Source organism: Leptolyngbya sp. AN10 (assembly GCF_050565645.1).
GTDB lineage: Bacteria > Cyanobacteriota > Cyanobacteriia > Leptolyngbyales > Leptolyngbyaceae > Leptolyngbya.
Genome location: NZ_JBNXVP010000054.1, coordinates 15163 through 40046, shown reverse-complemented (window position 1 = coordinate 40046; position 24884 = coordinate 15163). Strand labels below are relative to the sequence as shown.

31 protein-coding genes and 1 tRNA gene are annotated in these 24884 nt (G+C 47.6%); 14 read left to right on the top strand and 18 right to left on the bottom strand.

Annotation, left to right across the window (positions count from 1 at the left end):
* Nucleotides 1–608: 608 nt before the first annotated feature.
* Nucleotides 609–681, bottom strand: a tRNA-Ala gene (locus ACQ4M5_RS37480).
* Nucleotides 682–708: 27 nt separating this feature from the next.
* Nucleotides 709–1206 (bottom strand): hypothetical protein, encoded by a 498-nt coding sequence (locus ACQ4M5_RS37475; protein ID WP_430680886.1) that lies wholly within the window; start codon nt 1204–1206, stop codon nt 709–711.
* Between the two features lie 54 nt (nt 1207–1260).
* Between ACQ4M5_RS37475 and fmt the strand changes: the two genes are divergently transcribed.
* Nucleotides 1261–2223, top strand: coding sequence for a methionyl-tRNA formyltransferase (gene fmt / locus ACQ4M5_RS37470; RefSeq protein ID WP_430680885.1), 963 nt, complete (start codon nt 1261–1263; stop codon nt 2221–2223).
* Here fmt and ACQ4M5_RS37465 read toward each other — a convergent pair.
* Genes ACQ4M5_RS37465 through ACQ4M5_RS37455 form a run of 3 tightly spaced genes read right to left on the bottom strand, consistent with a single transcriptional unit; the run spans nt 2212 to nt 4858 of the window.
* A complete protein-coding gene (locus ACQ4M5_RS37465) occupies nt 2212–2616 on the bottom strand; it encodes a DUF6464 family protein (protein WP_430680884.1) in 405 nt (134 codons plus the stop codon). The two genes, fmt and ACQ4M5_RS37465, sit on opposite strands and share 12 nt — an antisense overlap.
* 47 nt (nt 2617–2663) lie before the next feature.
* Entirely contained in the window at nt 2664–4226 is a 1563-nt protein-coding gene (locus ACQ4M5_RS37460; protein ID WP_430680883.1) for a DUF4335 domain-containing protein, read from the bottom strand.
* Nucleotides 4223–4858 (bottom strand): DUF3038 domain-containing protein, encoded by a 636-nt coding sequence (locus ACQ4M5_RS37455; protein WP_430680882.1) that lies wholly within the window; start codon nt 4856–4858, stop codon nt 4223–4225. The genes ACQ4M5_RS37460 and ACQ4M5_RS37455 overlap by 4 nt, the downstream gene beginning before the upstream one ends.
* Before the next feature lie 529 nt (nt 4859–5387).
* On the opposite strand from ACQ4M5_RS37455, the gene psbP reads away from it, so the two are divergent.
* On the top strand, nt 5388–5930 hold the full coding sequence (psbP, locus tag ACQ4M5_RS37450; RefSeq protein WP_430680881.1) for a photosystem II reaction center PsbP: 543 nt from the start codon (nt 5388–5390) through the stop codon (nt 5928–5930).
* 6 nt (nt 5931–5936) lie between these two features.
* Nucleotides 5937–6596, top strand: a complete 660-nt coding sequence (locus ACQ4M5_RS37445; protein ID WP_430680880.1) for a nucleoside triphosphate pyrophosphatase — start codon at nt 5937–5939, stop codon at nt 6594–6596.
* Nucleotides 6597–8543: 1947 nt separating this feature from the next.
* On the opposite strand, the gene ACQ4M5_RS37440 is transcribed toward ACQ4M5_RS37445, so the two are convergent.
* From ACQ4M5_RS37440 to ACQ4M5_RS37420, 5 genes are all read right to left on the bottom strand, one after another.
* Nucleotides 8544–9290: an MBL fold metallo-hydrolase gene (locus tag ACQ4M5_RS37440; RefSeq protein ID WP_430680879.1), complete on the bottom strand. Its 747-nt coding sequence runs from the start codon at nt 9288–9290 to the stop codon at nt 8544–8546.
* Nucleotides 9291–9314: 24 nt separating this feature from the next.
* Nucleotides 9315–9911: an anthranilate synthase component II gene (locus tag ACQ4M5_RS37435; protein WP_430680878.1), complete on the bottom strand. Its 597-nt coding sequence runs from the start codon at nt 9909–9911 to the stop codon at nt 9315–9317.
* Nucleotides 9912–9945: 34 nt separating this feature from the next.
* On the bottom strand, nt 9946–10404 hold the full coding sequence (locus ACQ4M5_RS37430) for a diacylglycerol kinase family protein (RefSeq protein WP_430680877.1): 459 nt from the start codon (nt 10402–10404) through the stop codon (nt 9946–9948).
* 196 nt (nt 10405–10600) lie between these two features.
* Nucleotides 10601–11095: an rRNA maturation RNase YbeY gene (gene ybeY, locus ACQ4M5_RS37425; protein ID WP_430680876.1), complete on the bottom strand. Its 495-nt coding sequence runs from the start codon at nt 11093–11095 to the stop codon at nt 10601–10603.
* Nucleotides 11095–11265: a DUF3285 domain-containing protein gene (locus ACQ4M5_RS37420; RefSeq protein ID WP_430680875.1), complete on the bottom strand. Its 171-nt coding sequence runs from the start codon at nt 11263–11265 to the stop codon at nt 11095–11097. Before ACQ4M5_RS37420 ends, ybeY begins: the two co-directional genes overlap by 1 nt.
* A gap of 95 nt (nt 11266–11360) precedes the next feature.
* On the opposite strand from ACQ4M5_RS37420, the gene scpB reads away from it, so the two are divergent.
* The 3 genes from scpB to ACQ4M5_RS37405 all read left to right on the top strand — a co-directional run bounded on the left by scpB (nt 11361) and on the right by ACQ4M5_RS37405 (nt 13911).
* Nucleotides 11361–11897, top strand: coding sequence for an SMC-Scp complex subunit ScpB (gene scpB / locus ACQ4M5_RS37415; RefSeq protein WP_430680874.1), 537 nt, complete (start codon nt 11361–11363; stop codon nt 11895–11897).
* A 224-nt stretch (nt 11898–12121) separates the two neighbouring features.
* Nucleotides 12122–12553 carry a SufE family protein gene (locus tag ACQ4M5_RS37410; RefSeq protein ID WP_430680873.1) on the top strand — a complete coding sequence of 144 codons (432 nt, stop codon included), beginning with the start codon at nt 12122–12124 and terminating at the stop codon, nt 12551–12553.
* Nucleotides 12554–12600: 47 nt separating this feature from the next.
* Nucleotides 12601–13911 carry a DNA methyltransferase gene (locus ACQ4M5_RS37405; RefSeq protein ID WP_430680872.1) on the top strand — a complete coding sequence of 437 codons (1311 nt, stop codon included), beginning with the start codon at nt 12601–12603 and terminating at the stop codon, nt 13909–13911.
* Here ACQ4M5_RS37405 and ACQ4M5_RS37400 read toward each other — a convergent pair.
* On the bottom strand, nt 13888–14085 hold the full coding sequence (locus ACQ4M5_RS37400) for a hypothetical protein (protein WP_430680871.1): 198 nt from the start codon (nt 14083–14085) through the stop codon (nt 13888–13890). The genes ACQ4M5_RS37405 and ACQ4M5_RS37400 overlap by 24 nt on opposite strands.
* A 221-nt stretch (nt 14086–14306) precedes the next feature.
* Here ACQ4M5_RS37400 and ACQ4M5_RS37395 point away from each other — a divergent pair, with 221 nt between their 5' ends.
* Nucleotides 14307–14501: an NblA/ycf18 family protein gene (locus ACQ4M5_RS37395; protein WP_430680870.1), complete on the top strand. Its 195-nt coding sequence runs from the start codon at nt 14307–14309 to the stop codon at nt 14499–14501.
* A gap of 378 nt (nt 14502–14879) precedes the next feature.
* Here the strand turns inward: ACQ4M5_RS37395 and ACQ4M5_RS37390 are convergent, their stop codons facing one another.
* Nucleotides 14880–15182, bottom strand: a complete 303-nt coding sequence (locus ACQ4M5_RS37390; RefSeq protein WP_430680869.1) for an RNA recognition motif domain-containing protein — start codon at nt 15180–15182, stop codon at nt 14880–14882.
* Nucleotides 15183–15458: 276 nt separating this feature from the next.
* Here ACQ4M5_RS37390 and rpsU point away from each other — a divergent pair, with 276 nt between their 5' ends.
* A complete protein-coding gene (rpsU, locus tag ACQ4M5_RS37385) occupies nt 15459–15647 on the top strand; it encodes a 30S ribosomal protein S21 (protein WP_068389119.1) in 189 nt (62 codons plus the stop codon).
* A gap of 87 nt (nt 15648–15734) precedes the next feature.
* On the opposite strand, the gene ACQ4M5_RS37380 is transcribed toward rpsU, so the two are convergent.
* The 3 genes from ACQ4M5_RS37380 to ACQ4M5_RS37370 are packed head-to-tail and all read right to left on the bottom strand — an operon-like array spanning nt 15735 to nt 17788.
* Nucleotides 15735–16262, bottom strand: coding sequence for a hypothetical protein (locus ACQ4M5_RS37380; RefSeq protein ID WP_430680868.1), 528 nt, complete (start codon nt 16260–16262; stop codon nt 15735–15737).
* A gap of 14 nt (nt 16263–16276) precedes the next feature.
* On the bottom strand, nt 16277–16474 hold the full coding sequence (locus ACQ4M5_RS37375) for a hypothetical protein (protein WP_430680867.1): 198 nt from the start codon (nt 16472–16474) through the stop codon (nt 16277–16279).
* Between the two features lie 15 nt (nt 16475–16489).
* Complete coding sequence (locus ACQ4M5_RS37370) at nt 16490–17788, bottom strand: homoserine dehydrogenase (RefSeq protein ID WP_430680866.1); 1299 nt, start codon at nt 17786–17788, stop codon at nt 16490–16492.
* Nucleotides 17789–17935: 147 nt separating this feature from the next.
* Here ACQ4M5_RS37370 and ACQ4M5_RS37365 point away from each other — a divergent pair, with 147 nt between their 5' ends.
* Complete coding sequence (locus ACQ4M5_RS37365; RefSeq protein ID WP_430680865.1) at nt 17936–18919, top strand: alpha-ketoacid dehydrogenase subunit beta; 984 nt, start codon at nt 17936–17938, stop codon at nt 18917–18919.
* 35 nt (nt 18920–18954) lie between these two features.
* Here ACQ4M5_RS37365 and ACQ4M5_RS37360 read toward each other — a convergent pair whose 3' ends face one another.
* Nucleotides 18955–19140 (bottom strand): hypothetical protein, encoded by a 186-nt coding sequence (locus ACQ4M5_RS37360; protein WP_430680864.1) that lies wholly within the window; start codon nt 19138–19140, stop codon nt 18955–18957.
* A gap of 48 nt (nt 19141–19188) precedes the next feature.
* Nucleotides 19189–19797: a hypothetical protein gene (locus ACQ4M5_RS37355; RefSeq protein ID WP_430680863.1), complete on the bottom strand. Its 609-nt coding sequence runs from the start codon at nt 19795–19797 to the stop codon at nt 19189–19191.
* Nucleotides 19798–19924: 127 nt separating this feature from the next.
* Between ACQ4M5_RS37355 and ACQ4M5_RS37350 the strand changes: the two genes are divergently transcribed.
* From ACQ4M5_RS37350 to ACQ4M5_RS37330, 5 genes are all read left to right on the top strand, one after another.
* On the top strand, nt 19925–20254 hold the full coding sequence (locus ACQ4M5_RS37350; protein ID WP_430680862.1) for a DUF6883 domain-containing protein: 330 nt from the start codon (nt 19925–19927) through the stop codon (nt 20252–20254).
* A complete protein-coding gene (locus ACQ4M5_RS37345; protein ID WP_430680861.1) occupies nt 20251–20577 on the top strand; it encodes a DUF4926 domain-containing protein in 327 nt (108 codons plus the stop codon). The genes ACQ4M5_RS37350 and ACQ4M5_RS37345 overlap by 4 nt, the downstream gene beginning before the upstream one ends.
* Nucleotides 20578–20777: 200 nt before the next feature.
* On the top strand, nt 20778–22199 hold the full coding sequence (gene secD / locus ACQ4M5_RS37340) for a protein translocase subunit SecD (protein WP_430680860.1): 1422 nt from the start codon (nt 20778–20780) through the stop codon (nt 22197–22199).
* On the top strand, nt 22199–23161 hold the full coding sequence (gene secF / locus ACQ4M5_RS37335; RefSeq protein ID WP_430680859.1) for a protein translocase subunit SecF: 963 nt from the start codon (nt 22199–22201) through the stop codon (nt 23159–23161). Before secD ends, secF begins: the two co-directional genes overlap by 1 nt.
* A gap of 11 nt (nt 23162–23172) precedes the next feature.
* A complete protein-coding gene (locus ACQ4M5_RS37330; RefSeq protein WP_430680858.1) occupies nt 23173–23574 on the top strand; it encodes a hypothetical protein in 402 nt (133 codons plus the stop codon).
* 46 nt (nt 23575–23620) lie between these two features.
* On the opposite strand, the gene ACQ4M5_RS37325 is transcribed toward ACQ4M5_RS37330, so the two are convergent.
* The gene (locus ACQ4M5_RS37325) at nt 23621–24814 is read right to left on the bottom strand and encodes a SpoIID/LytB domain-containing protein (protein ID WP_430680857.1); all 1194 of its coding nucleotides are present in this window, start codon (nt 24812–24814) and stop codon (nt 23621–23623) included.
* Between the last annotated feature and the right edge of the window lie 70 nt (nt 24815–24884).

Below are 24884 nucleotides of genomic sequence, written 5' to 3'. Positions count from 1 at the left end.
CAAGTCGTCGGTAATTGCATAAATCGCTATAATTTCGTCAAGCATTTTTCTTCTCTTCGAGGGTCAACATCTTGAAGAGATTTTATTGGCTTTGCTCCCTGACCGCTTCTAACTAGCAACTTGGGTTGCTAGATCACAAACTTCCACCACTATCTCTTGAAGCAACTGCAAGGAAATTGGGATACCATAGAGAAACTCTCTACCGAAACTTTAAAGATTTGTGCCGTGCTATCTCCGCCAAGTACGACCAATATGAGCGAGTGCGGCACTTACAATCTATCGAGGAATGCTGTAACGAAGTTCGAAGAGTTGTTCTTCAACTTCATGAACAGGGCACATATCCTTCAGAGGCTCGTGTATCTCAGTACCTCACTAAACCCGGGCATCTTAGATACAAGCAAGTACGTGTAGTTTTGCAGAAAGCCCAAAAAAGTCTCGGCTTGGAGAGATAATTGCGATGTGGTTGCGTAAAGGGTGGAAGATTTGGACTCTCGCGATTGATAATAAGGCATCAATCTGCCGCTTTAGAATTCAGACATCCTTGTGCCGCTGCGGCAGACAGATGCCTAAAGTAACAAAAACCCCTACATATCAGTGCTTTTAGGAAGTGGAGCTAAGCGGGATCGAACCGCTGACCTTCTCAATGCCATTGAGACGCGCTACCAACTGCGCTATAGCCCCGGATTATTCCTCATCTTACTGTATTTTTCATTCTTGTGGTAAGTTCTCAAACACCTGTTCGACGATTTGCTTCGTCTTATCTTCTAAAAGATTCCAGTCCACATCGCCCGTTTCATCAAATAAACTAATATCGACCTCGACCGGGAAATCGTCACTCCATTTGCCATTGTGCGATCGAAAACAAATCTGATAGCACAATGCCCATAAATCGACGTTGATTTGTCGATCGTTCTTTTCCAAACACAGTTCATAGCCTGGATAAGGTGCAGGCAGATGAGAAAGCGTTTCCTGAATTTCTGCGGCTTGTTCCGGTGGAGCGGTTTCGAGTTGCTGCTGAAGTTGCAAGACAGTTGCTTTCGTCTCGTTCGGAATGTCGTCTGCCCAAACCTGAACCTCGCGATAATTGCCGCGCCAAGTGGAGGTATCAAGCTGTTTGCGTAAATTGTCAATTAAGCGAATGAAGGCAGGCTGCATTAAGAGTTCTGCCTGTTGCCAGGTTTCGATCGTTGCAAATCTCGGCTTCATAGGATCACAATATCAGCTTGAATTAAGTGTAGAACGTCTGTCGGGAGCGAAAAAATGAAAATTGTATTTTTTGGAACGCCGCAATTCGCTGTGCCGACGTTGGAAGCGTTATTAAAATCGCCAGAGTTTGAAGTGATGGCAGTGGTGACGCAACCCGATAAACGACGGGGACGCGGAAATGAATTGTCGCCGTCTCCAGTCAAGTCGATCGCACTCTCACATCAACTTCCGGTGTGGCAGCCGAAAAGCATCAAGAAAGATGCGGAAACGTTGGAAAAACTACGATCGCTCAATGCCGATTTTTTCGTTGTGATCGCATACGGGCAAATCCTGTCTCAGGAAATTCTCGATATGCCGAAATTCGGCTGCATCAATGTTCATGGCTCGATTTTGCCGAAGTATCGAGGGGCGGCTCCGATTCAGTGGTGTCTCTATCACGGGGAAAAAGAGACCGGGATTACGACGATGCTGATGGATGCGGGAATGGATACGGGGGCGATGTTGTTGAAAGCGACTACCGCGATCGAGCCGTTTGATACGGCTCAAGATTTGGCAATTCGGTTAAGTACGATCGGGGCAGATTTATTGGTCGAAACCTTGCAGAAATTTGCTGAGCTTGAACCAATTCCGCAGGATAACGATCAAGCGACGTATGCACCGTTGATTAAGAAACCGGATTATGAATTGGATTGGTCACGGAGTGCGATCGAGCTTCACAGTCAGATTCGCGGTTTTTATCCAAACTGTACGACGATTTTTCGGGGAAGTGTGCTGAAAGTTTTGAAAACGATTCCACTTGAGGCAGGATTCGAGTCGGAGGAATTGGAAACAGTAGAATTTGAATCAGGAGCGCCTGGTGAAGTGGTTAGCGTGATCAAAAACTGGGGAGCGGTGATTCAAACTGGATCAGGTGGATTGCTGCTGAGTGAAGTTCAACTTGCAGGCAAGCGACCTCAATCCGGTTGGGATTTTGCCAACGGGACTAGAATCGCGATCGCAGAAAAATTAGCCCTTTGAGCGGTAGTGCCGACAGCCCTCGCAAGGACCATCTGGATTGACCGCACAGCGCATAATTTCCGATCGCGCATTGAATTCACAGGTCGCATCGCCTAAAATCCAGCGTCCCTCGATTAAAGAACGCTCGATCGGGCGTTGAGCAGTCTGGACATAGAGCGCAATCTTGTGTAAACGATAGCGCCCGGATTTGAGTTGATAACGGTGACGGCGTTCTAAAACGGCGTAGGTCTGACCCTCCAGATCAAAATAGGCTCCCGGTTGGGGCGACCAGTCAAGCTGGACATTGCCGAGAGATTGACGAGGATGGGTCAGAATCACCTCTGTGGGGAGTAAGTCTTGCTCCATGAAATGTGTTTTAGCAAACTCAGAGTTATTCGATGCTATCGCACTCACGTCACGACTCGGATCGAGTTTAGATTATGCACAGAATTGGAAATATCCTACCGTCGAGCGCCAAACCAGGGATTGATTTGGAGAACGCCGCTGGGTCTGAAGACGACTTTGAAAGAGGCAGCAGGTTCAGCGGGGGCGTTTGGATCGATCGGTTTTCCTAACTGGGGCAGCGGGGTGTCTTTGGCAAATTCATTCGCGAGTTGGTTCTCTGGTTGGAATCCTGCGATCGTGCCATCGGGTTTGACGCGGACTCGGAAGACGAGATCTCTGTCAAACGGAGGTCTGCCTTGCCAGTTTTGGTCGATCGCGTCGTAGAGTTTCGGTTGCAAAGCCTCTAATGTTGCTCGATCGGTTAATTCGGTTCCTGTCACTGCAACAGCAGCAGGGCTAGGAGATGAATTGACAACCGGACTGGGAGAAGGGCTTGCAACCGGACTCGGACTTTCGGTCGCAGCAGGACTGGGAGAAGGGCTTGCAGCCGGACTTTCGATCGCAGTAGGACTGGGAGGAACGACAGAACTATTAGAGCTAATGGGTGTGACTTCAAAATTGCCTTCAGGTCTGAAGACGACGCGATATTGCGCTAAGGGTTCAGAAGAAGGAGTACTGCCAGTTGCAGGAATGTAGAGCAGATCGAGTAATGGAGTTTGTCTTGCTCGATCGAGTGCCGCAGGGGTTTCTGCTTTGAAGCCGATCACATCGCCGTTTCGAGCGACTCCAACTCGGTAGGCTAACTCTTCTGTGACTTGGGATCGAGTCGTCCAACGTTGGCGAATTTGATCACTTAAGCGATCGCTCAATGTTTTCAACTCTGCCGCATCCGTGATCGGAGGTGCAGTGTTCAGAGCGGCTTCCCCCTGAGCGAGATCTGGAGAAGTCGTGGGACTGGGAGACGCTTGAGCGGTTGGAGAAGTCGTGGGACTGGGGCTAGGGGTTGGATTCGGGCTGGCTCCAGGACTTTGATTGTTAGAAACGACACCCGGACAATCCGGCGCACCAGGACTGAGACATTCTGGAGTTTTCACTCGCATTGTCGGCATTGAGAAAAATGCGATCGCTGCAAGTGCCAATCCTGAAACCCCGATCGAAGCAGGGACAACTTGTTTCGCGATCGGTTCACCGGATCGAGCATACCGCTTGGGAACCGGGGAAAGATTCAGCGACCAGTACGGCAGCGTTTGAGTATCGGCGACGAATTGATCGATCGCTTCGACTAAATCAAATAGCTGAACGGTCGTTAAATCGAGCGATCGTTCTTCGCTATTGGCATTGTTCGGATCTTTTTCGACAATTAAGCGATGATGTGCTTGATCGAGACGTTCTAACCGGATAAAAGAAGGTCGATCGCTGTACGTATGACGCGGTAAATGGATGCCACTCAAGAATTCTTGAGCATACAAACTTACGGCTGTAACCAAACTTTCAAAAAATTCGCGCCCACCGACCAGCGGCTTTTCCTGTCCGGGAAGATGACATTCCGCATTAATTAACAACGACATTACAGGACGAACCTCTACCTGTCCTGTGCTCCCTGTATCGGACAATCCTTCTAAAATCAACGTGCAATTCGGCAGACTATATTGCCGTTGCATCGTCATTGCGTTCGTCATTGCACTTCCCCATCAAACAAACTAATCCAGAGCCGCTGTACGCCAGAAGTTCCCGTACAGAATAAAAGCTGTTCCAACAAATCGAGCGCTAATTCGTTCAATTTTTCATCCGAACTGTATGCCATCACGCCCGCCCGTTTTGGATTCATCCGGCTGCGGTAGTGCGCCCGAAATCTTTCTAAATATTCTGAGAGGCGAAAATGATGATCCGGTGACAAATTCTTCTCGCTAAGTTGCTGATACGCGAGTAAGAGTTGCCGAATCAGCACCGTTAAGCGACGCGCCAAATAACAAGTCACGAGAACGAGCGCTTTTGCTTCCACCAGCGTCAAAGGACGACGTTGAGCATGACGGCGGAAGGGATTGGTCGATCGCATTCGCCACAATGAAACGCGATTCTTGAGGACTCCGCGCAAATCAAAGTCCGATGCCACTGCCAAAACTGCCTCAGACCCTGCCAAATCGAGCGCTTCGATCGCCAATAACAGCAGATCGATCTGCATCCGGGTACGACGCGGACACACGCCTTCGGGGACAGGCGGATCGGGCAGACTGTCCAAAATAATCGGAGTCGAGGGAGGGATCGGAGCAGGTGGGCTATTCAACTGCATTACATTCACGGAGACACTCATTCCTTAATTAATCTATTCGTAATTGGGATTCGGTTGGAATCAACCTGACTGAAGACGGAAAGAATTAACGATTCGATCGATCTCATTCAATATCGTTCACTGTTTCTCACTACGAATTGCGCGTTTCAAATTACGAATTTCCAGCATTTTACCGAAATCTTAGGACAAATCTGTTTCAATCTGTTGAGCCAAGCAAATTCTGAAGGCGAAGTCGATTTCGTGCCTCCGTAGAGTTGCGGGAAGTTGCAGGTTGAATTCGATTGTCCAAGACGAATGAGAACGCTGATACATTCTGCCAAATTTGCTGCAATTTCGACAGGAAATAATGTGGGGAGTAGGGAGTGGGGGGTAGGGAGATAAAAATCATGATGAATGTTGTAATTTGTTGAAACGGCTACTCCCCACTCCCCACTCCCCACTCCAGAATTTCCAGGCGCATCTCTAACCAGAAGTGGGACAATAAGAAATGTTGTCTGCCCGATCGTGCGTGGTTTGACCGTAAAACGTTTTGTGGAGAAGGGATTGAGTGATGCTCAAACGATTCGTTGCAGTATTGCTGGTTGTACTAGCGCTAGGGTTGCAAGGTTGTGTGTCCAGTGTGGGTGGGCTGAAGAGCTTTGCCGATAGTACAGATGGCTATCGATTTTTGTATCCGAATGGCTGGCTACCTGTGAAAGTGGCAAATGGTCCTGATGTGGTGTTTCACGACATCATTAAGCAGACTGAGAACATTAGTATGGTGATCAATCCGGTTCCAGGGAAGAAGAAACTGGCGGATTTAGGAACTCCCACGGAAGTCGGATATCAATTGGGTAAAAGCGCGATCGCTCCTCCTGATTCGGGTCGGACGGCTGAATTGATTAACGCGAATTCGCGTGAAATTGCCGATCGTACTTATTATTTGCTCGAATATCTGGTGACTCTGCCCAATCAAGAGAAGCGCCACAATTTAGCAAGTGCGATCGTCTATCGCGGCAAATTGTATACGCTGAATGCTTCGACCTCTGAGGAGCGCTGGGAAAAGATGGCTCCGGTTCTGACGAAATCAGTGAAGTCGTTCATGGTGGATTAGATCGATATGGTTCCCTTTGTGCTGGCATCTGCTTCTCCCGCTCGTAAGCGCCTGTTAGATATGGCGGGAATTTCTGTGATGGTATATCCGAGCGATTTTGATGAGTCGCAAATTCAGATTGATGATCCATCGAAATTGGTGCAGGTTCTAGCCGAAGGGAAAGCTCGATCGACAATGAAGATGTTGTTCGATCGAGCCTCTGAATTGCCGCCTGGATTTTTCTCAACGACACCGGGCTTGATTCTGGGCTGTGATTCGATCTTGTGGATTGATGGTGAAATTCACGGCAAGCCGAAAGACCCGATTGAAGCGATCGATCGTTGGAAAAAGATGCGCGGCAATGTGGGTGAATTGTATACAGGTCATGCGTTTATTCAACCGTACACAACTGAGCAAGGTGCATTGATGCCTTATCCGCCTTTGGTCAGAACTCAGATGACGCGAGTGTATTTTGCAGAGATTAGCGATCGACAAATTGAGGCATACATCGCAACAAAAGAACCATTAAGCTGTGCAGGCTGTTTTGCACTCGAAGGTCGGGGCGGATTGTTTGTGGACAAAATCGAGGGCTGTCATACGAATGTGATCGGCTTGAGTCTGCCTTTATTGCGTCAGATGTTGGCAGAATTGGGATACGATGTGACGGATTTTTGGCAAGGGAATTAGTGCAGACCCAAGCATCGTAAAACTCTGTGCTCGTTTGCTTCTCGTAGTTGTCTGTAAAGACCTTTCTAAATTCGTCACTGAATAGTTTTTGCAAGGGCGGATAGTAACTATAAACCTGAAAGGGCGGCTTATCTTTTGGGATCAACCAAATCTCGGTTTGGCAAGTTCTCAAAGCATTGAGCGTACTGCCGGGTGTATTGTTCAATCCTGATGCCTGCATTTCCATCAGCGAAGCAGAATCCAGTAGATAAGGATTGCCTTTGAACACTAAGTGCGATCGATAGCTCGAAAGTTGATAGCTCACCGCGCCATATCCCATCCCGATCGTGCGATTCGGATTCGCTGCCATGAATTGATCTAAATCTGCGATCGCTCGATGTCCTGGTGCGGTGATCATACGATCGATAAACTTTACCTCTGTTGAATAGACTGCTAAACAAATAGAAAGTGTGAATGCGATCGCGGCACTAAGACTAATCGGAGTGAGAATTCTAGAGAGGTCTTGCTTCGCTGTGGGCGGCTTCTGCCCCCTAAATCCCCCACTCGTGGGGGACTTTGAAAGATGAAAAAGCTCGATCGCCAAATAAACGAATAGCGGTACAAACGGCAACATATTATTTTCTAATGCGCCACGAGTCGAGCTAATTACTGCATTCACAACAATGCCAATAATCAGAGTGACGCAGAAAAGGAAGTTTTTTGGAAGCCAACGTTTGAAAGAATCGGCAAGAACAGATTGAAGAAGTGCGATCGCAACTGGTATTCCAACAAATCCCGTCCACAGAAGATTCTTTGGAATTTGATCAGGGTTGATTCCTTTGCGTCGAACTTGCTGTAGCCACATCCAATAGTTCGTTAAGGAGATCTGAGAAAAAATTAAATAAGGTAATTCAGTCGTAAATAAAGCAATGATTGACGAGATGAATATAGAAACAAATCCGAACCGATGCAGTAATAAAACATAAATTGGAATGAAATGGAGAAAAGCTGTGATTTTTAGATTCGTGCTGACTCCGATTGCGATCGCACTTCCGACGATCGCACTCCATTTCTTTCCTCGAACAACAAGAAACAATCCCAATACTGTGAAAAATAGCAATAACGCATCTGGTCTCACCCAAAATGATGAAGTTAATAAGCCCGATGCAGAGGTTTGAGCGAGAAAACAGAGAGATACGATCGCGCTTCCATACATCGCTGCTTTCCATCCCAATCGATGCCGAATCAGCAGAAAAATTAAGCCTAAACTAGACAATCCTGCCAAACATCCTGCGACTTTTGAAGAGAAAATGCTGGGACTGAGCAAGCTAAGAAATACACTTTGAACGATGTAGGAGAATGCGCCATAGTTGTTGATGTAGCGTTCAGGAGCATCTAAATCGGGATAGAGAGGCTGACCCTGATGGAAAAGCCAAGATACGATCGCGACATTCGCCTCAGCCGGATCAGCGTAATCTGCCCACGTGGGATAGAGAAGAACTAAACCGATGTAGTTAAGCAGAATGAGGCTTGCAAGGAATAGCAGAATTGGGTGAATGAATCGATCGAACAGATTCCGCGATCGGAAGATTAAAAGTGCAGGAATTAGTCCGATGAAAAATAGGACGAAAAAGCCTTGAAAGATTAATTCAATCTCTAATCTTTTGCCGTTTGAAATTGCTTGAATAATGGGTTCTAAGATTCGCATTGGTGCAACTTCTGGCAGAAAGATTGCATGGAGTGTATTTGCTTCGTTTTGAGCGGCTTGTGCCCCCTAAATCCCCCAGAATGGGGGACTTTGAATAGGTAAAGCGGAGATGTATTTCACTAACACCTTCAAGTAAAACACTTCAAAAAAGCAACATCCTGAACTTATTCTCGAAACTGAATGAGTCCATTCCTCCTCAAAGTCCCCCACTCGTGGGGGATTTAGGGGGCTAACCTACGTCTATCAACGAAGCAAACCGATTAACTGTACGTCATCACCTGAATCACCGATCCCTCTTTCGGCAAATTCGATCGACTCATCGACAACGAATTTCCCCCTCTCCGCACAGGGGTTCCACTCATCACACTAAGAAACGCATCTAACCCGCCAAGGTCACATTCTCCTTTCGCCGCATTCGTCCGAAAATACATCGGCACAATCATCTTCGCATTCAGAACTTGCAGCGCTTGTCGTGCCTCCTGGGGATTGTAAGCCTTCGCACTCCCGCCCACCGGAATAAACACCACATCAGGTGATCCAATTAAAATCTTTTGCTCCAACGTAATCGGCGCAGCAGTTCCACCCAAATGCAGCAAATTCAAACCACCCTGATTCCAGCGCCAAGCAATATTCCGTCCAAATCGTCTCCCACCAATGCGATCGTGATCTGTCGCAATGCCCTGAATCTTCAAGCCGCCCACATTGTACGCACCCGCATCCACGAGCAGTTTCGGATTTCCCGGCACGACATCGACCGCGCCTTCATCCAAGATCTGGCTACTAATCATCACCAGATCGGTTTGTACATTCGGGGGACGATAGCCAGCCGTACAGCCCTGACTGCGAAACGGATTCACTAAAATTCGCTGACCGCTCCCGGTGAATAGAAAGCACATGTGACCGAGATAGCGCACCGAAAGCCCTCCAGATTGTGCCTGAGCTTGTCCGGCAACGACACTAGAAGCCAATCCTGCGGTCGCGTACTGAATGAACTGCCTGCGTTTCATACTTTCTCACACCAAGGTTTGAAATTACTGATCTTGAATCGATCGCAAAAAGTTCCTCAACAGTTGCTTACCCGAAGCGGTGAGAACACTTTCCGGATGAAACTGCACCCCTTGAATGTGCGGATACTCCCGATGCCGAACGCCCATGATCGTCTGATCATCCACCCATGCGGTAATTTCCAGGACTGCCGGACAACTTTCCCGATCGATTACCAGACTATGATACCGAGTCGCGGTCATCGGATTGTCCAATCCCTCAAAGACTCCGATATTCGTATGTTTCACAGCCGAAGTTTTTCCGTGCATTAATTCGGGTGCTGAAACAATGTCGCCACCAAACACTTGTCCAATACTCTGATGTCCCAAACACACGCCCAGAATCGGGGTATCGGCTCCCAATTGTCGAATCAGTTCCATTGAAATCCCGGCATCTTCGGGTCGTCCGGGTCCAGGAGAAATGACGATCGCATCCGGTTTCAATTCCCGGACTCGATCGAGCGTAATTTGATCATTTCGATAAACCTGAATGTCTGACGCGATCGCGAATTCTTCACCCAATTCGCCCAAATACTGCACCAGGTTATAAGTGAAGCTGTCGTAATTATCAATCACTAAAATCATGAGAAAGCGCTCTTGAATCCGCTCTCTCAGTTTCTCAGAAGATCAGGAGCAATAACACCCAAACTTTCGGAAGCAGGATACAGCCCGCTACGAGAACCGCCGCGATCGCTGCCACAAGAACTGCCGCTGCCGCGCAATCTTTGGCGATTTTTGCCAGTTCGTGATAGGTCTGTTTCACCGTTAAATCGACTACGGACTCGATCGCGGTATTCAGCAATTCCATCGCCAGCACGAGTCCGATCGTCAATCCAATCACCGCCAGTTCGACGACCGAAGCTTTTAAGAGCAGTCCTAACCCGATCGCGATCGAACCCAAGCAAACGTGAATTCTAAAATTCCGCTGCGTCATGAAGGCGTAACTCACCCCCATCCAGGCGTAGCGAAAACTGGTCAACAGCGTCGGAGCCACTTGCCAAGCAAGATCCCGTTCTGGCTTGACGAGCGGGACAACCTTCGATCGCTTGGAAGTCGGTGTGGGAAGTTCTTGAGACATAAGCAAACCAGGTGAACAGCCGATCAAGATACCTTATGAATACCCGATGGCGCGACTATCGCATCAGAATTCAACACACAGTATTACAACATTGTTAGGAAAGGTAAAGCGCCATTTGGGAAAATCAAAGTTAAGACTGTAATCTTGAACATTTCCTCAAGTTAGGTTGTTCTTAACATTACAATTTCAACTTTTTCTAACGTTTCGCCTCCAATCCCACCGCGTTAAGTAAAACCTGTTGCTGATCTAACATTCGCAGCAAACTCGCATCGTCGGGATGATCCCAGCCCAAGAGGTGAAGAAGCCCATGAGCCGCGAGCCAAGCCAGTTCCGTCTCTAAAGTGTGTGGAGGTGCTTGTCGATCGGCAGTTTCCACTGAGATCACAATGTCCCCTAAATAGAGCGGTTCCGCTTCTAATTCATCGAACTGCGGATAGTCTACCTCCAGTGATGCAAAGGCTAGTACGTCGGTTGGCTGATCTTTGTATCGATAATTCTGATTGAGTGACTGGATTTCTCGATCGTCAGTCAATCGTAAACTCAGTTCGTACTGCTCTTGAGGATGTAGCGGTTCTCCTTCGTGCATCGGCTGGATCAATTCGAGCCATCTGCGAAACCAGATCTCCCAGGTCTCGGACTGGATTGGCAATTCCTGGTGAAAACAATCCTGAACGCTTACTTCGATCTGCATTATCGGGTCAAGTACGAAAGAACGACGAGTGTACCCAAAAGCCCGATCGTGGTCAGGGCGAAGTGAAAAATCGATTTGCCGCGTTTGCGTACCATGTTCCGCATGGCTAACTTAACGTAGCTCGGTTTCGGTTCTTCAGGTGTTACGGGTGTTTCAGGGGCTTCATTCATGAGATTTTGCAAAATTAGGGCAATTCCAATGTAACAAGTTAAGCGACCCGTCTGAATTTTGCTACTCTATTACTCATTCTTTTCATGTATTGCTTATGTCTCGTTTGACGACGACTCTTGAAGCCATTCTCTATTTGAAAGCGCAACCGTTGACGATCGCGCAATTATCCGAGATAGCAGGCTTCGATCGCAAAACGATCGAGGAAGCATTGATGGAATTGATGTCAGATTATGCTCATCGTGACGGTGCTCTAGAAGTTGCGGAAACCGAATCGGGCTACAGTCTGCAACTCAGAGCAAGCTACCAAAATTTAATCAATACGCTGATTCCTGCTGATATCGGAGTCGGAGCGCTGAGAACATTAGCGGTGATTGCCTTAAAAGGTCCCCTTAGCCAGACAGAGCTGGTCGAAATTCGTGGCTCCGGCGTATACCAGCACATTCCAGAATTGGTTGAGATGGGATTTGTGCGGAAACGGAAAAATTCAGATGGTCGATCGTCATTAGTGCAAGTGACGGATAAGTTTCATCAGTATTTCCAGATCAATCAAGATATCGGGCAATTGATTCAGAAGCGATCGCAACCTCAACCAGAGGAAGTCGTGGAAGAGCCTGCTTTGGTGGAGTCGTAGAAGTGCGACTTTACTCAGCAATCGATTTTTGCGCTGATTGCGACGATTTCACTCTACGGAATTACTCACCCTTTCCGGTGAAATTAGCCGACCTCGATCGACTCCGATGGACGGTAGCGTGCGTCATCGAAATTGCAAAACTCGCGAGGGATGGCGCACATTACAATAAGAGATAGAGCTTTGTTGAAATTCAACTGAGTTTTTTAACCTGATAGCCGAAACCCATGTCTTTGTCATCCACGCAACTTCCTCCCGCACTCGATCGTATTGTGCAGCGACTCGCACGATCGACGGAACCGAAACGGAAATATGAGCTTTTGATTACGTTGGCTCAACGGCTCAAATCTTTTCCTGAAACTGAAAAAACGCCGGACAATAAAGTGCCTGGATGTGCGTCTCAGGTTTTCGTAGTGGCAAACCTAGAAGACGGAAAAGTGCTGTTTGATGGCGATTCCGATTCCCAATTAGTCAAAGGATTAGTGGCGCTGTTAGTCGAAGGCTTGAGCGGATCGACTCCTCAAGAAGTGATAGATTTGTCTCCGGACTTCATTAAAGCGACTGGATTAGATGTGAGTTTGACTCCTTCTCGTGCGAATGGTTTCTATAATATCCTGGCGAAAATGAAGCAGAAATCGCAGGCATTGATGGAGAGCTAACCGTTCAAAATCCAAAAATAAGATAAAATTCAGGGCAAATTCGCGATTTGAAACCGTTGGAATATTATCAGCCGACTCTTCCTAATCTGTCGATCGAACAACTGCCCCCCCGTCGTCATCGTCGCAGTTCTGATCTCAATCATATTCGTCTCCACGATCGCGCCTGTCACGATTGGTATCGCTTTGTGCTGTCGTTTCCGCCTCATTTGGTGCAGAAGTATTTGACGGATTTTGGGATGAGTTCTGAGCAACGTGTTCTCGATCCGTTCTGCGGCACTGGAACGACCGTTGTAGAGTGCAAAAAGCAAGGCGTTCCCAGTGTGGGAGTCGAAGCGAATCAAATGGCTTGGTTTGCGGGGACAACAAAATTAGATTGGTCGATCGATCAAAATCGCTTACTCGATCATGCGACAAAAATTGCAGAATTGGCTCACACGAATCTCGATCGACCGCTCCAGACTTTATCAGAAGAACAAACACAGTTATTACTCAAGAATTCGATTAGTGAATTGCCTCTACATAAGGCGTTGATTTTATTAGAGCAATTAGAAAAATATAAAGATGAACATTGCGATCGACATGAAAGACTCGCATTAGCAAAAATTCTCGTTTATTCCATTAGCAATCTAAAATTTGCACCAGAAGTGAGTATCGGAAAACCTAAACAGGATGCTCCGGTCATTGAACTTTGGTTAGATGAAATTCGACAAATTGCCACCGATTTAGAGTACTTGAAATCGCTCAAAGATACGCCTGCAATGATTCATCATGCGGACTCTCGTAGTTTGTTGACGGTCTTGGAGCCGAACTCGATCGATGCAGTCATTACTTCGCCGCCGTATCCAAATGAGAAAGATTACACTCGCACCACTCGATTAGAGTCGGTCTTGCTTGGATTTTTGCAAACCAAAGCCGATTTGAGGACATTGAAACAGGGATTGATGCGATCGAATTCTCGGTGCGTTTATCGATCGGACAATGACGATCAGTGGGTGGCAGATCATCCAGAGATTCAACGAATTGCGAACGAGATTGAAGCCAAGCGAATTGAATTGAAAAAAACGAGTGGATTCGAGCGGCAATATGCACGAGCGACAAAACTCTATTTCGGTGGGATGGCGAAACATTTAGCCGATTTGCGCCAAGCTTTAAGACCGAATGCACAGTTAGCTTATGTGGTGGGGGATCAGGCTTCCTATTTGCGCGTCATGATTCGGACTGGGGAACTGATCGCGGATTTGGCAAAATCACTCGGTTATGAAGTCACCGATATCGAGCTTTTCCGAACCCGATTGGCAACCGCGACTAAAGAACAGTTGCGCGAAGAAGTGGTTCTACTGAAGTGGAAAGGGAACTAGGTAGAGCGTGAGAAAACCCGCGATCGCACAAACGATCGAGAATCCTAATACCCTTAATCGCCCTTTCTGATCACCCGGAATTGCCCAAAGCAACAAAGAAGCAACGACCATCAAACTTCCTAAGATCGCTGCTATACCGCCAATCCACGCCGCTATCAGCCATAGGATAATCATCTTCCTTCTCCAGATGTACGGTTAACCCCCATAATTACCACCCCAGTGGCGGATGGTCATTTTGTCAAATGCTTGTTATCTTTTTTAATATCAGATACAAGATTCCAGGTTAGTTCAGGGAATCCTCAAGGAATCAAATTGATTCGTTCAGGATAAACATCCTTGACAACAAAACCAAAGCATCCTGTACTTGATCTACTCTCTTTTATTCGGAGCGTATTATGAGTCAACCTGTCGAACTTTCCTTGGAACAACAATTCAGCGTCCGCTCGTTCGAGACACAAGTGAAACAAATGAGCCGCGAACAGGCACAAGAGTTTCTCGTCCAACTGTACGAACAAATGCTGATGCGCGAAACGATGTATCGTCACTTCCTCAAGCATGAGTGGGGCTTAGAGTCTGGTCCCATGAGCTAAGGGTTGTATTTCCATCTTGTGGGCGACCTCGAACTTTTGCTTCGTTCTGAAGAATTAGAAAAAAGCAGGGGTGTGGGGCGTTCAACGAGAGACTCAATGTTAAGCGATCGCTCATTCTCTCTGAGGTTCATCGTTACTAAAATCCTCAGTGCCTTGTATTGGAGTTCTGTCCCGTCATTTTCTCGAATCGAGCAAAGGTACGATCGCATCAAAGCGTCCCTGTTGGATGGCGCTTACCCGTGACCTGATCTTATATTTCGCAGATTCAGCGACAAAATTTTGACAATTTAATCCCGCGTTGCGGATGTACTGCACGAATTCGCAACAAAAAAGGCAGGCTGACAGCCTGCCTAAAAAACTTTACAAGGTTATCTCGAATTAGTAACGGCGCGAAGATCCGCCTTTACGATCGAAACTACCGCGAGACGGACCACGCTCTTCGCGAGGCTTTGCTTTGTTCACGGTCAAATCGCGCCCCATCCATTCCGCACCGTTCAATGCTTCGATCGCGGCATCTTCTTCCGCATCGCTGGACATTTCAACGAATCCGAAGCCGCGTAACCGTCCGGTTTCACGATCAGTCGGAAGTTGAACGCGCTTAACCGTTCCAAACTCAGCAAAAATCTCTGCAAGATTCTCTTGCACAACCTCATAAGAGAGGTTTCCAACGTAGATTGACATAAGGTATTGCTCCAAAATTACAGCGTGGAGAGATTTAAATTCGGAGCAATATCTGTAGAGGAAATTACACTGCCGAAGATCGTCTCTTCATTCAAAAGCTTAACACACTCTTTTAGGGTGGATGCGATCGCAACTCGCAAATTTCTGCTGCGATCGCAGTCGTCATGTTAAGGTCTTTAAGAAGGTTTATCTTCGGTTGTGTAAATCGTTTCAGCTTAGCGTGTCTCCGAACGTAACTCTCTTTGTAAATGATTTTGATTGTTATGGAGGCGATGAATGACGCAGGTGATTCCAGGTGAGAATGAGAGCATTGAGTCCACTTTGCGACGATTTAAGCGAGAAGTTTCCAAGGCAGAGATCTTTCCAGATATGCGGAAACATCGCTATTTTGAAACGCCGATCGAGAAGCGGAAACGCAAAGCACTGGCGAAACAGAAGCAGCGCAGAAGAAAGATCCGCAATTAGAGTTTTAACAGAATTCAGCATGATCCCCCGCCAATCATTCTTTGCGGGGATCGATCGCTGTAATCTCAGTAAAGCGCTTAAGCATCTCTAGTTCTGAGCCACCTTTTCTTCTGATTTAACGGATGATTTGTACACCCAAGTCATTCTTGGTCTGACTTCTAGCAAGTGATGATCAGGCGTGAAGAGTTCCCAGTAGGCGAGATTGTATTCGTCATCCTCTGAGGTAGGCAAAATTTTCAAGCAAAGCTGATGATCGAAGCTCAAAATTAGATCTAATTGGGGAAAGCCAATTTCTAACTTTGTGACGGTACTTCCTTCTATTTTTTTAACTTCAGCTTCCATCTCTTCACGAGAAGCCTCCGAAGTTATCAGAATTCCGAGCGGTGATTCTAGCTGCCAGTTTGTTCCACGCGAACCCAAGATCCAACTTCCTTTGGATTGACCCACTAATTTGGGATGGGAATAGGGAATGCGTTCTCCAAAATGCAAATTCAGTTCATCGCCATAACTGAAAGATGCCTGCCAGCAAGTTTCTCCTACCAAACGATTTGCAAGTTCGAGCGGTTGAGTTAAATCTTGAACGGTTCCAATTCGATGAGCAGTTTCTAAGGTCATAGGGTTTCTGACACTTAAGTTTGGTTTAGAAATTCGCGGGCTTTTTGACGGAGTTCCTGATAAGTGAAATCTCCCCGTTCATTCTTGCTTCCACCGTAGCCGCTTGCCTTCTCAGATTCAATAAATTTGCCAAAATCCTTGCGTTCATCTTCATCCATGCCAAACTCGTTTGCGATCGCGTCAATCTGCTGCAAATCTTTCTTCTTTCCCAATCGCGCCTCCAAGCCCTAAAGCACCCGAAGGACACTCGCAACTTTCGCGATCGTTTCCATCTTTTCAATTTCACCCAATGCTTTACGGAAGTTTCCTTCCTGAACTTCATGAGTCACGACGACAATTTCTGCGGCTCCCTCTCGGAAGCCCGCTTGGACGACAGATTCTAAGCTGACTTCGTGATCGCCAAAACAGGTTCCTACTTTACCGATCACACCCGGATAATCTTGAGTGAGAAATCGAGCGTAAAAGCGGGTGTAAAGTTCTTCCATTGGCGCGATCGTACAGTAGTGCTGATGCGAACAAGCCAATAGCGGATCAAGAATCGGAGACTCATTCGGTTCAGACGCATGAGCAACTCTGAGTAATGCGGCAATTCTCAACACATCAGCGACGACTGCGCTGGCAGTGGGTCCTGATCCCGCTCCCCGTCCAAAGAACATCACTTGCCCGATCGGTTCTCCTTCAATCAAAATCGCATTGTAAACATCGTTGACGCTGGCGAGGGGATGCGACTTCGGAACCAGCGTCGGATGCACTCTGACTTCGAGTTCGTCGCTCGATTTACGTTGTGCGATCGCTAAGAGTTTGATCACGAATCCGAGTTTTTCGGCATAGGCAATCTCGATCGCGCTGACGTTCCGAATCCCTTCACAGTAGACTTCCGGTAATTTAATCCGTCCGCCAAATGCCAGCGATGCCAAAATTGCGATCTTGTCGGCTGCATCGAATCCATCGACATCAGCAGTGGGATCAGCTTCGGCATATCCTAATTTCTGAGCATCGGCGAGAATTTCCGTAAAATCGCCGCCCTCAAGCTGCATCCGAGTGAGAATATAGTTCGTCGTGCCGTTAACGATTCCGGTGACGGTATTAATTCGATTCGCACAGAGCGATTGTTTGAGCGGTTCGATCACCGGAATACCGCCCCCGACTGCGGCTTCGAGGAGAACGTAAACGCCTGCTTCGGATGCTGCCGTAAAAATCTCATCTCCGAATTTCGCGATCGCGGCTTTATTGGCGGTGACAACGTGTTTTTTATTCTGAATCGCTTTTAACATCAGCGATCGGGCAGGTTCCAAGCCGCCCATGACTTCGATCACGATATCAATTTCGGGATCGGTGACGATCGACTCTAAATCCGTGGTTAATAACTCAGTCGGCACGATTCGGGGTTTATCGATCGATCGCACTCCGACCTTATGAATCACAATATCTTGCAGTAACGGGTGACGCTGCGCCGGATCACGGAGAATTTCAACCGTTCCAGTCCCGACAGTTCCCAATCCCAACAAACCGACTTTAAACGCCACGGCTTTTTTCCCATCACAACAGATCTTTAATTTTATTGGAACGGTGACGATCAAGTGACGTGATGTTTTCGCGTTGGAGCTTTGCGGAATGTCCTTGCTCCGATAGAATGAGACCTTGCAAGTAACTTATTCAAACGTGGGAACGCAATGGCAGAGACACTCTTCTTTAATGCCCTTCGAGAAGCGATCGACGAAGAAATGGCAAAAGACCCGACAGTTTTGGTGATGGGCGAAGATGTCGGGCATTATGGCGGTTCTTACAAAGTCACGAAGGATTTATATAAGAAGTACGGGGATTTGCGATTGCTCGATACGCCGATCGCAGAAAATAGCTTCACCGGAATGGCGGTTGGAGCGGCAATGACTGGATTGCGCCCGATTATCGAAGGGATGAACATGGGATTTCTCTTGCTGGCGTTCAACCAAATCGCCAACAATGCAGGAATGTTGCGCTACACGTCGGGTGGAAACTTCAAAATCCCGATCGTGATTCGCGGTCCGGGGGGTGTCGGTTCTCGACTTGGCGCAGAACACTCGCAGCGTCTAGAGGCTTACTTCCAAGCCGTTCCTGGATTAAAAATCGTTGCGTGTTCGACTCCATACAACGCAAAAGGTTTACTCAAGTCAGCGATTCGGGACAATAATCCGGTGCTGTTCTTTGAACATGTCCTGCTTTACAACTTGAAAGAAGATCTGCCGAGCGAGGAATATTACTTGCCGTTGGACAAAGCCGAAATCGTTCGCAAAGGAAAAGATGTCACGATTCTCACCTATTCGAGAATGCGTCACCATGCGATGCAAGCGATGAAGACTTTGGATAAAGAAGGCTATGACTGCGAAGTGATCGATCTGCTGTCGCTCAAGCCCTTAGACTTTGACACGATCGGCGAATCGATCCGTAAGACTCATCGCGTGATCATCGTTGAAGAATGTATGCGAACAGGTGGAATTGGTGCGGAATTGGTCGCATCGATTAACGATCGCTTTTTCGATGAACTCGATGCGCCTGTGTTGCGAATGTCGTCTCAAGATATTCCGACTCCCTACAACGGAGCATTGGAAGCGTTAACGATCGTGCAACCGCCGCAGATTGTGGAAGCAGTTCGCAATATGGTTCCGCTGAAGGTTTAATGCGATCGAAAAAGATAACAGTGAGAATCAAACACTCATGCTTGAGTAGTAAAGGCTCGTAAACGAGAATCAAAGGCTCGTCGATGAGTGACCAACACTCGTGAGCGAATATCAAATACTCGTGCGTGAGTAATAAAGACTCGTCGATGAGTGATCAACAGTCGTGCTTGAGTAGTAAAGACTCGTAAACGAGAATCAAAGACTCGTCGATGAGTGATCAACAGTCGTGAGCGAATATCAGATACTGATCGACGAGTCTTTGAACTTGATTAAGAAACCGATACAGGAGTCGGAGCTTCTTTCGATACTTTAGAGCGAGTTGCTTTAAATCGTTCACCCAACTGATCTGCGACTGCTTTGAGTCCTGGAGTCTTTTTAGAAGCGGTTTTGATGTACTCGTAGACGGTAAGGCTATCAGTCATCGCATCGCTGCTTACAGACATCAAGGTATCATCGACTTTCTCGGTGAGTTGTTGCAGTCTCAGGTGAACCTCGCTTAACGTCGTTGCGAGTTGATAATTGTTGCCGAATGCTTTCAGGTCAAAACTCACAGGCAAAACATCAGGATTAGTTTGTGCTGCCATCAGACTATTGCTGACAAACGAGAGGCTTTTATTGCCCATCTTGAACAGCTTGCGGCGTTCTTCAGTTGTGAGATGTACCAGATACGGAAGCTTATTCTCGATCGTAGCGAGGGCAGCTTTGATCTCTTCAAGATCGGTCTCTGAGAGTTGAGGCGCGATCGTTTGATTTGTCATCGGTTCAGTGTTCCTATAGGTAATGTCCTCAGCGTTTCGGTCATCGATAAATTTGCGAAAAGCATCGAGGGCTGTATCGTCTGAGAGTGCCCATGCCAGAGCGCGATCGCACTTTGGCACAGAATCGGCTCGTCCACTAGATTCGCCAAAACGGCTGATTTCAAGCCCTGCTCAATACTGATTAACCGATCAAAGCAATAAGCGATGAACCGTGTAGATTATAGAAGTCGTTGACAATGCGATCGCGATGATTCTGCCTACGGATGCGGTCATCTCAGAAACAAAACTCACTGCTTATTTGCTAGTGCCATTACCCAAGGACGATAAATCTAAATTTCTAGCTCAAGCTGGGTACACCCTTGATAATTGGCAGCAACTTGAATCAGATCTTCGTACACAAGTCTTGTGCCAACCTGCGGAGTTCATTGAAACGACGCGCTATGGTAAGAAATATGTAATTCGTGCAATATTACAGGGAGTGAATGGTGTTCAACTTCGTATCGTTACAATTTGGATGGTTGACGATATTGAAACTCGATTTGTCACACTCGTACCTGATAAGGGAGGTACACCATGAAAACCACTTATCCTTTATTTTCGCAAGTTGCCCTGACTCAAGATATTCAAGAGTTGAACCTAAAGCGGGGTGATATTGCGACGATCGTGGAACATTACCCAATGGATGAAGGGCAAGAAGATGGCTACAGTTTGGAAGGATTTGATCTTCCTCAAGTTACGATCGAGGTTGCTGCTTCTCAAATTATGCCAGTGGAACAATGGCAACAAGAGGAGGCAATTTTGGCGAAGCTACGGCAATTATCTCAGGCTCGATTAGTTCAGATTGAAGAATATCTGGATTTCCTATTACAGAAAGAGAGGAGCGAAAAAAGCACTGCTTAAAGACGAAAATGAGCAGCAAAAGACAGGCGTAAATCCTTCCGCAATCGAAACCCTACACAGTAGGATGAGATCCATTTAATCAACCTTGAGAGCAATTCACGACTCAAGCCAAAGAATCTATTTCTATTGCCAAAACCGTATCGAATGCAACGTCTTACAAAGAAAGCGTTATCATAGCCTTTGTCATAACAGGAACGGCTATGGGACGGCAGCGAGGATTATTAATCTTAATTTTGGTGCTAGTGCTTGGCTCGATCTATATCATCTTTGATCAGCGCCACTTTCCAGCACTCTTGGGCTTAGACTTGCGCGGCGGATCGCAGATTACGATCCAGGTCAAGCCCACCGCAGAAATTAAAAACATCACGTCACAACAACTCGAAGACGTACAGCGCGTGATCGAAGGTCGGATTAACGGTTTGGGCGTGTCGGAACCTCTGGTGCAAACGGCTGGGGAAGACCAAATTCTTGTGCAATTGCCGGGTGTGAATGATCCAGAGCAAGCCGAGCGAGTTCTAGGAGGAACGGCGCAACTCGATTTCCGGGCACAAAAAGCAGGAACCGAGCAGCAATTACTGATCGAACAGTCCGTCCGCCAAGATCTGCTGAGAAAACAGGAAGAATTGCGGAAATCTGGAGATCAAAAAACGATCGAGGAAAACCAAGCCGCTCTGAAACGAAGTAATGATGCGATCGCGGCTCTCTTTGATCCACCCGCGTTAGTGGGTAAGAATTTAAGGAATGCGTTTCCAGAATCTGCCCCTGGATCAAATTCGTTTAGCGTCGGACTGCAATTTGACGAAGAAGGCGGTAAAAGATTTGCCGACCTCACTAAAAGTCTGGCAGGCACAGGTCGATCGCTGGGTATCTTCCTCGATAACGGTCTCATCAGCTATCCCACGGTCGGAGCCGAATTTGCTCAAACGGGAATCGCAGGCGGCGGAGCGACAATCACCGGACGATTTACCGCCCAAGAAGCAACCGATCTCGCCGTTCAACTTCGAGGGGGTGCGTTACCGCTTCCGGTTGAAGTCGTCGAGAACCGAACCGTGGGCGCAACCCTGGGACGCGACAGTATCCAAAGCAGTATCTATGCTGGCGTGGGTGGATTGCTGCTGGTTCTCGGCTTCATGATTGTCTATTACCGTTTGCCGGGTGTGATTAGTGCAATCTCGCTCGTGATTTATGCACTGTTAACCTATGCCGGGTTCAAACTTCTAGGCGTGACGTTAACCCTACCGGGAATCGCTGGATTTATTCTCAGTATCGGAATGGCAGTAGACGCGAACATCCTGATTTTTGAGCGGACTCGTGAAGAATTACTCGCAGGTAAAACGCTTTACCGATCGGTCGAATCCGGTTTCTTCCGCGCCTTCTCTAGCATCCTTGATAGTAACGTTACAACTGCGATCGCTTGTATCGCCCTAATCTGGTTCGGGTCAGGACTCGTCAAAGGTTTCGGGGTGACACTCTTATTAGGGGTCGCGATCAGTATGTTTACTGCCGTGACCTGTAGCCGCACCTTAATGATGTACGCGATTACGCTTCCGGGACTCCGCAAGCCCGAATGGTTCTGTCCCAACCTCCCCAAAGCTAAACAATCGACTCCGGAGACCACCTGATGAAACTGAATGTTATTCGCCAGAGAGGATTGTGGTGGACGATTTCTGCAATTTGTGTTCTTGCAGGCATCATTGCAATGGTGATTCTACAAACGCAGATTGGGACTCCGCTGCGTCCGGGTCTCGACTTCAAAGGAGGAACTCGGCTTCAGGTTGAACTCGATTGTAGTGTTCCTGGAAACTGTGACAAGCCAATTAGTCTCGATGCGATTCGTGAAGTGTTGCAATCGCAAAATCTCGGTGATGCCAGTCTCCAACTCGTTGGACAAGAACAGCGAGCCGCTTTGATTCGCACGACTACCTTGAGTGTTGATCAGCGAACTAAACTACAAGCCGAACTCGAATCTAAAGTCGGTCGGTTTGATGCGACGAAAACGCAGATTGATACCGTCGGTCCAACGATCGGTAGACAGCTTTTCCAGTCTGCATTAGTCGCTCTCCTCGTATCTTTCGCAGGCATTACGCTGTACATGACGTTTCGATTTGAATTGGATTACGCCCTCTTCGCGATTCTTGCACTCTTCCACGATGTCTTGATCACGGTCGGTTTCTTCGCGATTCTCGGACTTACACCATTAAGAACCGAGGTCGATAGTTTGTTCGTCGTGGCATTGTTAACGATCGTCGGTTTCTCGGTCAATGACACGGTTGTGATTTACGATCGCGTCCGCGAAACGATTCAACTCAATCCCGGTCGGCATATTAACGAGATCGTGGACGATGCCGTGAATCAGACTTTAACGCGATCGCTGAACACCACGCTAACGGTTTTATTAACCCTGTTTGCGCTCTTCTTCTTCGGAGGAGAAACGCTGAAGAACTTTGCCCTAGCGCTGATTATCGGATTTACGATGGGTGCGTATTCGAGTATCTTTATCGCGAGTACACTGTTAGCACTGTGGCGAGAAAAGCGGGGACGGGCATTCGCGCCTGTGAAAACTGCCGAAGCCAGTAGCGACTAGGTTTGAATTGTATGACTCCTCCGGATTTTATTGATCCGTCTGAACTTGATCCCAAATTTCAAGCTGCCGTTCAACGCCTGCATCGAATGACGGTGATTGGACGGTGGTTTGTCGTAATTGGACTTTGGTTAACGATCGGAGTTCTGAGTCTATGGGGCTTGCGTTATCCCATTTCGCTAATGCAGCAATATTTCACCTGGGCAGCCCTACGACACGGACTGGCGGGAAATCTCCCAGCAACGATCGGACTCGGATTTTGTATCGGAATGACGTTGAGTGTACTGATCTGGCAAAGCCGCAATATTCTATTTGGTCTGCCGCCCGATGAACGTCAGCGACTTGAGAAAACGGTTCTGAAGATTCGTCAACAAGGTCGCAGTCATCCACTTTGGAAATGGATCGAGAAATCTTAGCAATGAAATACCCTGACGAATCGAACTCGTCAGGGTATTAAAAAGCTTATCTCTCTACATTGATTGTGCCAAGTTCGGTATTGAGATAGTATTGCCGCAAAATCCGATCGAAGGTATAGCCGCGACGTGCCATGTTATAGGCTCCCCATTGGCTCATTCCCAATCCGTGACCGAATCCGCGTCCATTAAAGGTTACGCCAGCGAGCGCCTGCTTTTGTCCTTCTTTGCTCGCGATAGGCTGAAACTGATTCGCGATCGTAAACAAGGTACTTCTCAAGCCCAACGCTTCCCGGAATTCGTTTCCTTTAACGACCTTGGAACCGCGATCTCCTACAACTCGAATTTCTTGCACCCGTCCACAATTTCGGGTCATCTTGACGGGTTCTAAGCGCTGTAAATTCCCGACTCCGAATCGATTCCCGATCTCTGCGGCTGTAAAGTTTCTTGACCATTCATTCACAGGTGAGCCTTGGTCGTAATTGTTCTTGACCGATCGCAGATACGGCAAAGGCTGCACCCAAACATCTTCTACGTTCTCGGTACATCCACCCGCAGACGAGTGAAACACCGCATTGATGACTCTATCATCGTGTGCCAGAACTTTTCCGGCAGTTGCGATGACTGCCGTTTGTGTTCCTGCGGATTCGGCTTGAATGCCGTTGTAAACTTGCCAACCTTGCGTATCGCCAAGGTCAAACATTTCGTTTTTCCGGATTGCGCCTTCGCGTTCGTGTAAAGCATAACTCCGAGCCGCGACTGCTTGAGCTTTCAGGGCTTCTTGGGGCCAATTGCCGCTCATTTCACTGCCCAAAACGCTGAACAGATATTGCTCTAAATCGACATAGTTAATCGCCGTTAGTCCTTTGCCCGTCGGAATCAAATACACTCGACCGCGATACCAGCGATTTCCAATCCAGACGACTCCATTTTCATCTTTGGGTACAACCCACAACGCGCCAGATTTCCAGCGATCGAGCGCAATTCCGCCCTCTTTCACCTGCGCCGCAAACCCGTTCATTCCTTGAATTTCGCCGATTACCCGCTGCGAACCATCCAAGACTTGAGCATTCACCGAGCTACCGACGTTGACTTGCGGCACGTTTTGTTCGATCGCCACGCGCAACTTGAGCGATTCTTTGGCTTCAGCCGACAGAATGCCCGCTGCCCAGATTAAGACAGTTAGCCCAAAGGATTTTGAAATCGAGTTCAACAGCGATCGAGCCTTCATTTGATTTACCATTGCACTTTCGGGGTCTTCACTCAACAATTAACAGCGGTCACGCCAAGCGTTCTGGATCAATTTGCCACGA

What these genes read in the sequence shown, in the direction of transcription:
- ACQ4M5_RS37475 (WP_430680886.1), bottom strand. Translation starts at nt 1,206, where the DNA reads ATGAAGCCGAGATTTGCAACGATCGAAACCTGGCAACAGGCAGAACTC.
- fmt (WP_430680885.1), top strand. Translation starts at nt 1,261, where the DNA reads ATGAAAATTGTATTTTTTGGAACGCCGCAATTCGCTGTGCCGACGTTG.
- ACQ4M5_RS37460 (WP_430680883.1), bottom strand. Translation starts at nt 4,226, where the DNA reads ATGACGAACGCAATGACGATGCAACGGCAATATAGTCTGCCGAATTGC.
- ACQ4M5_RS37455 (WP_430680882.1), bottom strand. Translation starts at nt 4,858, where the DNA reads ATGAGTGTCTCCGTGAATGTAATGCAGTTGAATAGCCCACCTGCTCCG.
- psbP (WP_430680881.1), top strand. Translation starts at nt 5,388, where the DNA reads ATGCTCAAACGATTCGTTGCAGTATTGCTGGTTGTACTAGCGCTAGGG.
- ACQ4M5_RS37445 (WP_430680880.1), top strand. Translation starts at nt 5,937, where the DNA reads ATGGTTCCCTTTGTGCTGGCATCTGCTTCTCCCGCTCGTAAGCGCCTG.
- ACQ4M5_RS37440 (WP_430680879.1), bottom strand. Translation starts at nt 9,290, where the DNA reads ATGAAACGCAGGCAGTTCATTCAGTACGCGACCGCAGGATTGGCTTCT.
- ACQ4M5_RS37435 (WP_430680878.1), bottom strand. Translation starts at nt 9,911, where the DNA reads ATGATTTTAGTGATTGATAATTACGACAGCTTCACTTATAACCTGGTG.
- ACQ4M5_RS37430 (WP_430680877.1), bottom strand. Translation starts at nt 10,404, where the DNA reads ATGTCTCAAGAACTTCCCACACCGACTTCCAAGCGATCGAAGGTTGTC.
- ybeY (WP_430680876.1), bottom strand. Translation starts at nt 11,095, where the DNA reads ATGCAGATCGAAGTAAGCGTTCAGGATTGTTTTCACCAGGAATTGCCA.
- ACQ4M5_RS37420 (WP_430680875.1), bottom strand. Translation starts at nt 11,265, where the DNA reads ATGAATGAAGCCCCTGAAACACCCGTAACACCTGAAGAACCGAAACCG.
- scpB (WP_430680874.1), top strand. Translation starts at nt 11,361, where the DNA reads ATGTCTCGTTTGACGACGACTCTTGAAGCCATTCTCTATTTGAAAGCG.
- ACQ4M5_RS37410 (WP_430680873.1), top strand. Translation starts at nt 12,122, where the DNA reads ATGTCTTTGTCATCCACGCAACTTCCTCCCGCACTCGATCGTATTGTG.
- ACQ4M5_RS37400 (WP_430680871.1), bottom strand. Translation starts at nt 14,085, where the DNA reads ATGATTATCCTATGGCTGATAGCGGCGTGGATTGGCGGTATAGCAGCG.
- ACQ4M5_RS37395 (WP_430680870.1), top strand. Translation starts at nt 14,307, where the DNA reads ATGAGTCAACCTGTCGAACTTTCCTTGGAACAACAATTCAGCGTCCGC.
- ACQ4M5_RS37390 (WP_430680869.1), bottom strand. Translation starts at nt 15,182, where the DNA reads ATGTCAATCTACGTTGGAAACCTCTCTTATGAGGTTGTGCAAGAGAAT.
- rpsU (WP_068389119.1), top strand. Translation starts at nt 15,459, where the DNA reads ATGACGCAGGTGATTCCAGGTGAGAATGAGAGCATTGAGTCCACTTTG.
- ACQ4M5_RS37380 (WP_430680868.1), bottom strand. Translation starts at nt 16,262, where the DNA reads ATGACCTTAGAAACTGCTCATCGAATTGGAACCGTTCAAGATTTAACT.
- ACQ4M5_RS37365 (WP_430680865.1), top strand. Translation starts at nt 17,936, where the DNA reads ATGGCAGAGACACTCTTCTTTAATGCCCTTCGAGAAGCGATCGACGAA.
- ACQ4M5_RS37350 (WP_430680862.1), top strand. Translation starts at nt 19,925, where the DNA reads ATGATTCTGCCTACGGATGCGGTCATCTCAGAAACAAAACTCACTGCT.
- ACQ4M5_RS37345 (WP_430680861.1), top strand. Translation starts at nt 20,251, where the DNA reads ATGAAAACCACTTATCCTTTATTTTCGCAAGTTGCCCTGACTCAAGAT.
- secD (WP_430680860.1), top strand. Translation starts at nt 20,778, where the DNA reads ATGGGACGGCAGCGAGGATTATTAATCTTAATTTTGGTGCTAGTGCTT.
- secF (WP_430680859.1), top strand. Translation starts at nt 22,199, where the DNA reads ATGAAACTGAATGTTATTCGCCAGAGAGGATTGTGGTGGACGATTTCT.
- ACQ4M5_RS37330 (WP_430680858.1), top strand. Translation starts at nt 23,173, where the DNA reads ATGACTCCTCCGGATTTTATTGATCCGTCTGAACTTGATCCCAAATTT.
- ACQ4M5_RS37325 (WP_430680857.1), bottom strand. Translation starts at nt 24,814, where the DNA reads ATGGTAAATCAAATGAAGGCTCGATCGCTGTTGAACTCGATTTCAAAA.